The 10,782-nt window shown below is 61.7% G+C and carries 8 protein-coding genes; all 8 read right to left on the reverse strand.

Going from position 1 to position 10,782, the window contains the following annotated elements; all coding sequences use genetic code 11:
• Nucleotides 1-159: 159 nt before the first annotated feature.
• Nucleotides 160-522 (reverse strand): diacylglycerol kinase, encoded by a 363-nt coding sequence (locus tag AC559A_RS18040; protein ID WP_028571188.1) that lies wholly within the window; start codon nucleotides 520-522, stop codon nucleotides 160-162.
• A gap of 9 nt (nucleotides 523-531) precedes the next feature.
• Entirely contained in the window at nucleotides 532-2,853 is a 2,322-nt protein-coding gene (locus AC559A_RS18045) for a methyl-accepting chemotaxis protein (protein ID WP_498819088.1), read from the reverse strand.
• A 151-nt stretch (nucleotides 2,854-3,004) separates the two neighbouring features.
• Entirely contained in the window at nucleotides 3,005-4,624 is a 1,620-nt protein-coding gene (locus tag AC559A_RS18050) for an ABC transporter ATP-binding protein (protein WP_498819089.1), read from the reverse strand.
• Between the two features lie 247 nt (nucleotides 4,625-4,871).
• Entirely contained in the window at nucleotides 4,872-5,897 is a 1,026-nt protein-coding gene (locus AC559A_RS18055; protein WP_498819090.1) for an ABC transporter permease, read from the reverse strand.
• Between the two features lie 10 nt (nucleotides 5,898-5,907).
• The gene (gene lpxK, locus AC559A_RS18060) at nucleotides 5,908-6,984 is read right to left on the reverse strand and encodes a tetraacyldisaccharide 4'-kinase (protein WP_498819091.1); all 1,077 of its coding nucleotides are present in this window, start codon (nucleotides 6,982-6,984) and stop codon (nucleotides 5,908-5,910) included.
• Nucleotides 6,985-7,128: 144 nt separating this feature from the next.
• Entirely contained in the window at nucleotides 7,129-7,893 is a 765-nt protein-coding gene (locus AC559A_RS18065) for an enoyl-ACP reductase FabI (RefSeq protein ID WP_028571192.1), read from the reverse strand.
• Between the two features lie 67 nt (nucleotides 7,894-7,960).
• Nucleotides 7,961-8,860: a phosphoribosylaminoimidazolesuccinocarboxamide synthase gene (locus tag AC559A_RS18070; protein WP_028571193.1), complete on the reverse strand. Its 900-nt coding sequence runs from the start codon at nucleotides 8,858-8,860 to the stop codon at nucleotides 7,961-7,963.
• Between the two features lie 199 nt (nucleotides 8,861-9,059).
• Nucleotides 9,060-10,361, reverse strand: a complete 1,302-nt coding sequence (gene hisD / locus AC559A_RS18075; protein WP_498819092.1) for a histidinol dehydrogenase — start codon at nucleotides 10,359-10,361, stop codon at nucleotides 9,060-9,062.
• Between the last annotated feature and the right edge of the window lie 421 nt (nucleotides 10,362-10,782).

Consider the following 10,782-nt stretch of genomic DNA (forward strand, 5'->3'; position numbering starts at 1 on the left):
AATTGAAATGGCGGTCGAGTCACAGTTTCTGAACTGGGCTCACGGCAGCGAGACACTGAGAAGGTTATGCGCAATTAATTAAGTCGCTATGTATAGAAATGGTTTTACTTGGGAAGTGAGGCGTGACATCAAGGAGGGATGGGGAAGGGGGCGAAGGAGTCAGCCGAGAAGAACCAAGGCCCAGACCACCGGGACGAGGAGGAGGGAGAGCAGGACGGCTGCGGAGCCGATGTCTTTGGCCCTGCCGGACAGCTCGTTGTGCTCCATTCCTATCCGGTCCACCACGGCTTCCACGGCGGAATTCAGCAACTCGACGATCAGGACCAGGACCACGCTGCCCAGCAGCAAGGCCCGTTCCACGCCGCCTTCTCCCAGCCACAACGCGACGGGGACCAGCGCCAGAGCGGCCAGAACCTCCAGCCGAAAGGCCTCTTCGTTGCGCCACGCGCTACGCAGTCCCAGTAGGGAACAGACAAATGCCTGGATCAGCCTGGGGATGCCTCGTAAACCGCTTTTTCCCATGGTGGGGCCTCAGCACGAAACCTGCATTTCCTGGATCAGATCCCGCAGGCGGCGGATCTGGTCCACGAGACCGGCGAGTTCCTGTTCCGCCAAGGCCATGCCCTGGGCGGTCTCCGTGGAAATTCGGCTGATCTCGGAAACGGACCGGCTGACCTCCTCGCTGGCCGCGGATTGCTGGTTGCTGGCCGCGGCCATGGCCCCGACCTGGGAAGCGTTGTTTTCCACGAGGTCGGCGATCACTTGCAAGGACGCATCGGAGCGGGTGGCCAGCTCGGCGGAAGCCGTGACATAGTCCGTGGCCGATCGCACCGCGGAGATGCCGCGGTGGGTTCCGTCCTGGATTGAGGCAATGGATTCCGAGACTTCCTTGGTGGCGGCCATGGTTTTTTCGGCCAGCTTGCGCACCTCGTCGGCCACCACGGCGAACCCGCGACCCGCGTCCCCGGCCCGGGCCGCCTCGATGGCCGCGTTCAGGGCCAGAAGGTTGGTCTGGTCGGCGATATCCTCGATCACCGTGATTACCCGGCCGATGTTCTGGGCCCGTTCGCCCAGGACGTTCATGTCCGCCTGGAGGCTTTGCGTCTGCTGCTGAACCTGGGTGATGGAATCCACGACCTGGTTGACCAGCCCCCGGCCTTCCAGGGCTTGTGATTTGGCCTCATCCGAGTTTTGCGCGGCATGTCCGGCGTTGGCGGCGATTTCCTGGATCGAGGCGTTCATCTCCTCCATGGCCGTAGCTGTTTCCGCGGAGCGCTGTTCCTGCCGACGGGAACCGTCGCCCGCCTGAGTCACCTGTTTGGCGATGCGTTCCATCGCGTCGGAGACCTGCTGGGAAATTTCCTGAACCCGGGCCGCCACGCTTTCGATTTGCGTATTCTTGCCCTTGATCTCGGCTTCCTGCTCTCGGATGGTGGTCAAATCGTAGTATAGGGTCAGGACGCCGGTCAGGTTGCCGTCCCAGTCGTAAATGGGGTTGGCGTTGACGCTTAGGATTTTCTTGCGCCCCTGGACCAGTACTTCCATTTCGCCCTCCACGCGGCGTTTCTCGATGAGCGCCTGAGAGGATCTGGTCCGACGTCCGGCCTCGCCATGAAAAAACAGACCGGCATCCTGGAATTGATAGTCTTCCGGAGCGCCTTCCTTGGCTAAAATTTCCAGCAACAAGCGGTTCGTGTGGGTGATGCGGGATTCGGAGTCCAGGATGAGAAAAGGAAAGTTGGCGGAAATGCTCTTCAGGACACCCTCGGAAAAGCCCAGCTTGTTTTTCAATTCCTGGACCATGGCGGTCAGATTGCTGGCCAGTTCCGCCAGTTCGAACCGAAATCTTCCGTCCAGACGAGCGCCCAGGTCGCCGTGAGTGACCTTGCCGGCGTAGGACTCGATGGAAGTCAGGGGAGCTAGGACGTACCGCCTGAGCATGAGGATGATCAAGCCGGCCAGGAGCAAGGCCATGAACAAGCCGCTGGCGATCAGGGTGTTGCGTTGGCGGTTGGGCACGGTGTTCATCTCCGCGGCGTCAATGACGGTGCAGACCTTCCATCCGTTGAGCGGCATGGTGGTCACGGCCATGAGCATGGCCCGGCCATCGTGGCTGAAGGAGATCAGGCCCTGCTGGATGTCCATGGCCTGGCCCAGGCCGCTCTCGGCACCGGAGGTCAGAATGCGCCCCGGCTCCCGGCCATGGGCCGCCAGGCGGCCGTCATTGTCCAGAATGGCCGCGAAGCCGGTTTGACCGACGGAAATCGTATCGATGAACTGCCGGGTGAAGTTGTCCCACCGGGTGGAAACGGATACGCCGCCGGCGACCTGGCCGGTCAGGTCGCGAACCACCGCGGCGGCGCTCATGGTCGGCGCAACACCGCCCATGGCCCTGCGTACCCGGTTCTCGACGACCACCCCTTGGCCTGTGAACAATGTCCGCATGAACGGCTCGTCCTTCAGGGACATGCCGGTCAAGTCCCGGTCGTCGGCGTTGTAGCCGACGATGACGTCGCCATTTTCGTCAAACAGCGTCACGGCCCAGATATCCCCGTAGCCGCTCATGAAGTTGGTGATGATCCGGGAGGCGTCCTGGCGAAAATAGTCGGACTGCAGGGCGCTTTCAAAGGCGTTCTGCTCCGCCAGGGATGCCGTCAGGGAGACGAGGTTGTGGATGGAGTTCTCCAGGACCCGTGAGGTGGAATCGGCGACATTGTGCATGGTTCGGGTCTGCAACGTAAAGGCCATGTCGGACGTGGACTTGTTGACGTAAATGATCAACGCGCCGATGGACAGCGCCACGGAAAGGGTCACGACCAGGATCAACTGCGTGTTCAGGCTGCGAATGTTCATGCTCGGGCTCGAAGGAAAGGGTGATGGACATTACGGATTACGGTGGGTCAAAAGCAGACTCCTATATGGCTTTCATGTCGAAGTAAAACCTTACAGCCGGTTTTACGTAAATGTAACATTCGCTACTGAACAAATCGGGCACCCGGAAAGATCAGACATCCGCCGCGGCCTCCAAGTCAAAGGCCGCGGCCATCAATGCGCGCGTGTAGGGGTGTTTGGGCCGGGAGACGACGTCTTGGGCCGGGCCCTGTTCGACCACATGTCCATGGTGCATGACCAAGATATCGTGACTCATGGCCCGGACCACCCGCAGATCGTGGCTGATGAACAGGTAGGCGGTGCCGTGCTCATGTTGCAGGGTGCGCAGCAGGTCCACGATCTGGGCCTGGACGGACATGTCCAGAGCAGAGGTGGGTTCGTCCAGAACCAGTACGTCCGGCTTGAGAATCATGGCCCGGGCAATGGCGATGCGCTGGCGCTGGCCGCCGGAGAATTCGTGGGGATAGCGGTGGCGGCTTTCCGGGTCCAGGCCGACTTCCTCCAGGGCCGAGGCGATCAGGGCGTCCCGCTCCCGTCCGGCATGTCCCAGGCGGTGCACGGCCAACCCCTCGCCGATGATCTGGGTGATGGACATCCGCGGATTGAGGCTGCCGAAGGGGTCCTGGAAAACGATCTGCATGTTCCGCCTGAGCGGGCGCAGGGCGCGGGGGGGCAACTGGTGGATCTCCCGGCCCTGGAAGACGATCCGGCCCGTGGAGGCGTTCAGGCGCAGCAAGGCCAGACCCAGGGTGGTCTTGCCCGAGCCGGATTCCCCGACCACGCCCAAGGTCCGGCCGGGATACAGCCGTACGTTCACGCCGTTGACGGCCTTGATGTGCCCCTTGGTGCGCTTGAGCAGTCCTTTCCTGATCGGAAACCAGACATTGACCTCCCGCCCGGCGAGTACCGGCTCCGTGGAAGCGGGGTCGGCCACCGGGCCGTCCCGGGGCTCGGCCTTCAGGAGCCGTTGGGTGTAGGGATGCTCCGGCGTGGTGAAGACCCGCTCCATCGGACCGGACTCAACGATTTTGCCCTCCCGCATCACGCAGACGTCGTCGGCGTTTTTGCGCACGATGTTCAGATCGTGGGTGATCAGGAGCATGGCCATGCCTAGGCGTTGTTGCAAATCCTTGAGCAGGGCCAGCACCTGGGCCTGGATGGTCACGTCCAGAGCCGTGGTCGGCTCGTCGGCGATGAGCAGATCCGGGTTGTTGGCCAGGGCCATGGCGATCATCACCCGCTGACATTGTCCCCCGGAAAGCTGATGCGGCCAGGAGGACAGCTTTTGTCCGGGATCGTCCAGGCCCACCAGTTCCAGAAGCTCCAAGGCCCGCGCTCTGGCTTGGTCCGGAGCAAGCTTCTGGTGCAGGCGCAGGGTTTCCACGATCTGCTTTTCCACCGTGTGCAAGGGGTTGAGCGAGCTGTGCGGCTCCTGAAAGATCATCCCGATCCGTCCCCCGCGCACTTCGCGCAGCACCGCTTCCGAAGCCTCCACCAATTCCTGACCGTCCAGCAGAATCGACCCGCCGGGATGAAAGGCCTGGGGATAGGGCAAGAGCTGGACCAGGGACAGGGCCGTGACCGACTTCCCGGAACCGGACTCGCCCACCAGGGCCATGGTTCGCCCCTTACGCAGCGTGAATCCGACGTTTTGCACGGCGGAAACGATGGCCCCGGAGCCGTGAAAGGAGACGGACAGGTCGCTGACGTGGAGCAGGGGGGAAGTGGGCATGGGGGGAAGTCAGAGGGCTGAAGGCTGATTTATAAGTAGATGTTGGGGCAACTCTTATGGAGTTGGTATCGAAATCGAAATCGTGATCGCAATCGAGAATAACGACTCTACGCTGGGACGATACCGATTTCGATACCGATTTCGATTCCAAGCGGGTTCTGGGTATCGCATCATGTTGATCGCAAATCAGATCGAGGGGGGCCGACAATGGCTCCGCGTGCGGCTGGGAAAAGAATTGGTTTCGTCATCATACCGTCTTCTTCCTCGGATCAAAAGCGTCCCTGGCTGCCTCGCCGATGAAGATCAGCAGGCTGAGCATTACGGCCAGGACCATGAAGGCGGTGATGCCCAGCCAGGGGGCCTGGAGGTTGGCCTTGCCCTGGGCCAGGAGTTCCCCCAGGGACGGGGAGCCCGGCGGCAGGCCGAAGCCGAGGAAGTCCAGGGACGTCAGGGTGGTGATGGAGCCGTTGAGGATAAAGGGCAGGAAGGTCAGGGTGGCTACCATGGCGTTGGGCAGGATGTGCCGGAACATGATGGTCAGGTTGCCCACGCCCAGGGCCCGTGCCGCCCGGACATAGTCGAAGTTGCGGGTCCGCAGGAATTCCGCCCGGACCACGCCCACCAGGGCCATCCAGGAAAAAAGCAGCATGATCAGCAGCAGCCACCAGAAACTGGGTTCGATCAGGGCCGAGAGGATGATGATCAGGTAGAGCAGGGGCAGGCCGGACCAGATTTCCATGAAGCGCTGGAAGAGCAGATCGGTCCAGCCGCCGAAATAGCCCTGGACAGCTCCGGCGGCAATGCCGATGACCGTGCTGGACAGGGTCAGGAGCAGGCCGAACAGTACGGAAATCCGGAACCCGTAGATGACCCGGGCCAGCACGTCCCGGCCCTGATCGTCGGTGCCGAGCCAGTTTTCCCAGCTGGGCGGGGAGGGGGCCGGGACGTCCAGGTTGAAGTTCACGGTCTGGTGGCTGTAGGCGATGGGCGGCCAGAGCATCCAGCCCTTTTCCCGGATCAGGTCGGCCACGAACGGGTCGCGATAATAGGCCTCAATGGGGAAGTCCCCGCCAAAGGCGGTTTCCGGATAAATCTGGAAAATAGGGAAAAACCACTGCGCGTCGTAGCGGACCAGAAGCGGCTTTTCGTTGGCGATGAAGTCCGCTCCCAGGGTGGTCAGGAACAAGACCAGAAAGATCCACAGCGACCAATACCCGCGCCGGTTCTTCCGGAAATTGGCCCAGCGGCGTTGATTCAGGGGGCTTAGACGCATGGGTGGACCATCATACCTGGGTCAGGCGGCGTTCCAGCCAGTCCTCGAACCGGGGAGCGTCGGTTGTGAACGGCGCGAACCGGACCGACATGTCCAGGCTCCACCACTGCGGCGCCTGGATCGGCCCTCGGTTCGCCTCCTGTTCCTGGGGCAGTACGTCGCGGATTTTGACGGCGTCCTTGGCCGTGCAGACCAGGTGATCCGTGTTCGCGGTTGCGGCTTTTTGCGCCAGCCGGGCGACGTCATTGGCGGAAAAGGGATGGTGATCGGCAAAGGCGTCGAAGCGGACCGGCTTGCGGCCCAGGAAGGTTGAAGCCGTGTGCTCCACGGACAACGGGTCGGCCACGCCGCTGAACAGGAGGTAGCGTCCCTCGGCTTGGGAGGGCAGATCATCCCGGCGTTCTCCGGTGCGGAGGTTGGTTAGGAGCAGGGGCAGCGGGGTGAAAAAAAAGATCGGTTTTTTGTACGTTCCAAGCTGGTGGTCGATCCGTTCCCGTAGGCCAGCGTTCATCATCTTCAGGTCCGGCAGCTTGACCAGGAAGGCGTCCGCCCGGGATAGGGCGGACGGACCTTCGCGCCAGGGGCCGCTGGGCACGACTCTGTTCCAGTCGGTGTCCAGGTCCTGGAGGGTCAGCAGCGCCAGGTTCACGTCCCGGGCCACCGCCATGTGCTGCAATCCGTCGTCCAGCACAAACAGGTCCGGTTGCCATGCGTCCCAGGCCCATTTTCCGGCCCGGGCGCGTTTGGGGTCCACCACGATCCTGGCAGCCGGGTTGGAGCGGGCCAGCAGCAATGGCTCGTCACCGGCTTCATGCGGGGAGGCGTCCGATTCGACAAGGAAAGGAAGGCGGGGAGGATGGGCGCGGTAGCCACGGGTCAGCAGCACGCATTGCTTGTTGTTCTCCGCGGCCCAATTCAGCAACCAGGCGCAGACCGGGGTCTTGCCCGTGCCGCCCCAGCGGACGTTGCCCACGCTGATGCAGGGCTGGGGCGGCCGCCATGCGGGAAATACGCCTCGGACGTAGGCGGCGGCGCGCAGGGCCATCAATGCGCGGTACAGCGCGGCAGGTGGGGAGAGGAGACGCATGCGCAATAGCTCAGTATGGCCGGGAAAATCGTGCTCGTGTTCAGCCGGTTGCGGTGTTCGGAATCGATTTCGATTTCGATTGCGATTTCGATAAGGAACACCGCTTTATTGAGCATGAGCACGATTTGAGATCGTGGACCAGGGTCACATGCCCATGATGTTATAGCCGGCGTCCACGTAGATGGTTTCTCCGGTGATGCAGGTGGAAAAGTCCGAGGCCAGGAACAGGGCCAGACCGGCGGCGTCTTCCTGGGTCACGTTGCGCTTCAGGGGCGCGCGGTCCTCGACGTGCTTGAAGATCTGCTTCATCCCGGAGATGCCCGAGGAGGCCAGGGTTTTCAGCGGGCCGGAGCTGATGGCGTTGACCCGGACGCCCCTCGCGCCCATGTCCACGGACAGATAGCGGACGCTGGCCTCCAGGGCGGCCTTGGCCACGCCCATGACGTTGTAGTTGGGAATGACCTTTTCCGCGCCGTAGTAGCTCAGCGCCATGACTGACCCGCCCTCGGACATCTGGGGCTCGAAGGCCTTGCACAGGGTCACCAGGGAGTAGCAGGACACGTCCAAGGCCAGGGCGAAGCCGGCGCGGGAGGTGTCCACGTAGCGTCCGGCCAAGTCGTCCCGGTTGGCGAAGGCCACGGAATGGACCAGGATGTCCACGCCGCCCCATTTTTCGGCGACAATCTGGGCAGCGGAGGCGATTTCCTCGTCCTTGGTCACGTCGCAGGGAAAAATGAAGTCCCCGCCCAATTCCTCGTTGATGGGCTCAACCCGTTTGCGGATGGCGGCGTTGACGAAGTTCAGGGCGATGGACGCGCCCTGATTCTTGAAGATCTTGGCGATGGCGTAGGCGATGCTGCGATCGTTGGCCACGCCAAAGATCAGTGCCTTTTTTCCGGATACGAGCATGCGAGTCTCCTTTGATGGTGTTCGCGGGACCGAAAGAATATTCAGGGAAAGGTTATTGGGAGATGGGTCAGGGAAGTTCCAGCCGTTGGCCGGTGAGCATGGCGTAGGCGTCCAGGTAGCGGTCCCGGGTCTGCTCAACGACGTCCGGGGGCAGGTTCGGGCCGGGCGCTTTTTTGTTCCAGCCGCTTTTGGTCAGCCAGTCCCGCAGGTATTGTTTGTCGAAGCTGGGCTGGGAATGGCCCGGAGCGTAGCCCTTCTGGGGCCAGAACCGGGAGGAGTCCGGGGTCAGGACTTCGTCGATGAGCAACAGCTCGTCGCCCACGAGACCGAACTCGAACTTGGTGTCCGCGATGATCAGGCCCAGGCCTTTGGCGTATTCCCGAGCCTGGGAGTAGATGTCCAGGGAAATGCGCTCCACGGCGGCGAACCGCTCCTGCCCCAGGAGTTCCGCGGCCTTGGCCACGGAGATGTTCTCATCGTGTTCGCCCACCTCGGCCTTGGTGGAGGGGGTGAACAGCGGTGGGATCAGTTCCTGGGATTCCTGGAGCCCCGAGGGGAGTTGGTGCCCGCAGACCATGCCGGTGTCCTGGTAGTCCTTCCAGCCGGAGCCGGTGATGTAGCCGCGCACGATGCACTCCACCGGCAGCGGGGCCGCCTTGCGGACCAGCACGGACCGACCTTCCAGTTGGTCCGCATAGGGGTGCAGGGCCTTGGGAAAGTCGGCGACATCGGCGGCCAGGAGATGGTTGGGGACAACGGCGCGCATCCGATCCATCCAGAACAGGGTGATTTTGTTCAAGACCACGCCCTTGTAAGGGATCGGATCGGGCAGGACCACGTCGAAGGCGGACATCCGGTCCGTGGTTACGATGAGCAGGGTGTCCGCTGAGACTTCGTAGATGTCTCGAACCTTGCCGCGGGAGAGCAGCTTAATTTCAGGCAGGGATGTTTGACTGAGGATTTTCATGGTTTTCCGCGATCAGTGGGTTGGGGTTGATGGGCGTTCTTCTTGGTGATTCACGGGCAATACATTGTTGGCGGGAAGAAAAAAGTCAACTCTTGTCACTCCAAGCACTTGATCCGTCAGTCCGCATGCGTGACGATTTTGGAGCAGTTGCCTCCGTGATTCGGCATTTTGGATGACGGAGTGCCTGCCTAATGGCGGTTCAGCCTCTTTGTAGAACCGAGCGGGCGTGGGCGTCCAGCCCTTCCAGCGTCGCCAGTCGGGCCACGGCCGGGCCGTGCTCGGCGACATACGCGCACGACGTGGCGATTATGTTGGATTTCTTGATGAAGTTGTCCACGGAAAGGCCGGAAGTGAAGCGAGCCGTGCCCATGGTGGGCAGGACGTGATTTGGTCCGGCGAAGTAGTCGCCGATGGGTTCCGGGCAGTGATGGCCCATGAATACGGCCCCGGCGTTGCGGATCAGTCCCAGAAGCCGCCAGGGATCGTCCACGCACAGTTCCAGGTGTTCCGGGGCCAGAAGGTTGATCAACTCCGTGCCGACACGAATGTCGGGCACGAGGATCAGGGCGCCCCAGTCAGCCAGGGATTGCGCGGCGGTTTCCGAACGCGGGAGTTCCGCCAATTGCCTGGAGAGCGCAACCTTGACGTTGTCCAGGAGCGACTGGCTGTCGGAGACGAGGATGGAGGCGGCCAGGGGGTCGTGCTCAGCCTGGGAGAGCATGTCAGCGGCCACCCATTCCGGTTTGGCGGAAGCGTCGGCCAGGATGGCGATCTCGCTGGGCCCGGCGATCATGTCGATGCCCACCTGGCCCACCAGCAGGCGCTTGGCCGTGGTCACGTAGATGTTGCCCGGCCCGGCGATGACGTCCACCGCCGGTACCGTCCCGGTGCCGAAGGCCAAAGCGGCCACAGCCCAGGCGCTGCCCAGGCGGTAGACCTCGGTGATGCCCAGCAGGGCCGCGGTGGCCAGGATGTAGGCGTCCAGGGTCCCATCGGCCCGGGGCGGGGAGACCGCAGCCACGGCGTCCACCCCGGCCACCTGGGCCGGAACGGCGTTCATGATCAGGCTGGAAATCAAGGGCGTGGTCCCGCCCTGGCCCCCGGGAACATACAGCCCGACCCGCTCCACGGGCCGGACCATCTGGCCGAGGACGGTCCCGTCCGGCTTGGTCTGAAACCAGGAGCGTTGGACCTGCTGCTCATGGAAACCGCGCACATTGCCGATGGCTGCTTCCAGGATAGCGACGTCTTCCGAAGGGATGGACGCCAGGGCCGCGGACAGATCGGCCTCTGGAACGCGGATCATATACGCCTGAAAGTCGGGGCAGTCGAAGCGGCGGGTAAAGTCGACCAGGGCCTCGTCCCCTTGTTCCCGGACCTGGGTTAAAATGTCGCGAACCCGTTGTTCCATGGAGAGATCCGGACTCCAACGCCCCTTGAGCCAATCATTCAAGGCCCGCCAGTCGTCCTTCGAGGCATAGCGTAATTCACGGCACGGCAAAATGGTGCTCCTTCATGTGGTTGAAAAAAGTATGGGCAAGTATTCGCGTATGCGCATCGGACAAAAGATGGAGGCGTGAAGCAACGCGGTAAGCGGTTTGAATCGCGGTGGAGGAGGCAGTATGGTCAGTTGGTTGAAGAGGGGCAGCATGTCAGACAAGTTTTTTGAACTCGTCAACCGTCAACCCCGATATGTTTTCTTGTTCGAACAACCCGGAAGCCGCATTTTTCAAAAGCTTTAACGGATCTCCCTGCAAAAAGTCCGGGCAGGCATTCGATTTAACTAAATATTTTGCTTGCATTGTATGCTATAGTAGTGATATTAAGATTTAAAAAACGAGGTCACTGCTATGTTGCGATATAAGAATAGAAATAGGCTAAGCCTTATGGACGATACATTTTGGCTTCCAGGTAAACAGTCA

This window comes from Desulfonatronum zhilinae (assembly GCF_900182865.1).
GTDB classification, from domain to species: domain Bacteria; phylum Desulfobacterota; class Desulfovibrionia; order Desulfovibrionales; family Desulfonatronaceae; genus Desulfonatronum; species Desulfonatronum lacustre.

What these genes read in the sequence shown, in the direction of transcription:
- AC559A_RS18050 (WP_498819089.1), bottom strand. Translation starts at nt 4,624, where the DNA reads ATGCCCACTTCCCCCCTGCTCCACGTCAGCGACCTGTCCGTCTCCTTT.
- AC559A_RS18040 (WP_028571188.1), bottom strand. Translation starts at nt 522, where the DNA reads ATGGGAAAAAGCGGTTTACGAGGCATCCCCAGGCTGATCCAGGCATTT.
- lpxK (WP_498819091.1), bottom strand. Translation starts at nt 6,984, where the DNA reads ATGCGTCTCCTCTCCCCACCTGCCGCGCTGTACCGCGCATTGATGGCC.
- AC559A_RS18055 (WP_498819090.1), bottom strand. Translation starts at nt 5,897, where the DNA reads ATGCGTCTAAGCCCCCTGAATCAACGCCGCTGGGCCAATTTCCGGAAG.
- AC559A_RS18045 (WP_498819088.1), bottom strand. Translation starts at nt 2,853, where the DNA reads ATGAACATTCGCAGCCTGAACACGCAGTTGATCCTGGTCGTGACCCTT.
- AC559A_RS18065 (WP_028571192.1), bottom strand. Translation starts at nt 7,893, where the DNA reads ATGCTCGTATCCGGAAAAAAGGCACTGATCTTTGGCGTGGCCAACGAT.
- AC559A_RS18070 (WP_028571193.1), bottom strand. Translation starts at nt 8,860, where the DNA reads ATGAAAATCCTCAGTCAAACATCCCTGCCTGAAATTAAGCTGCTCTCC.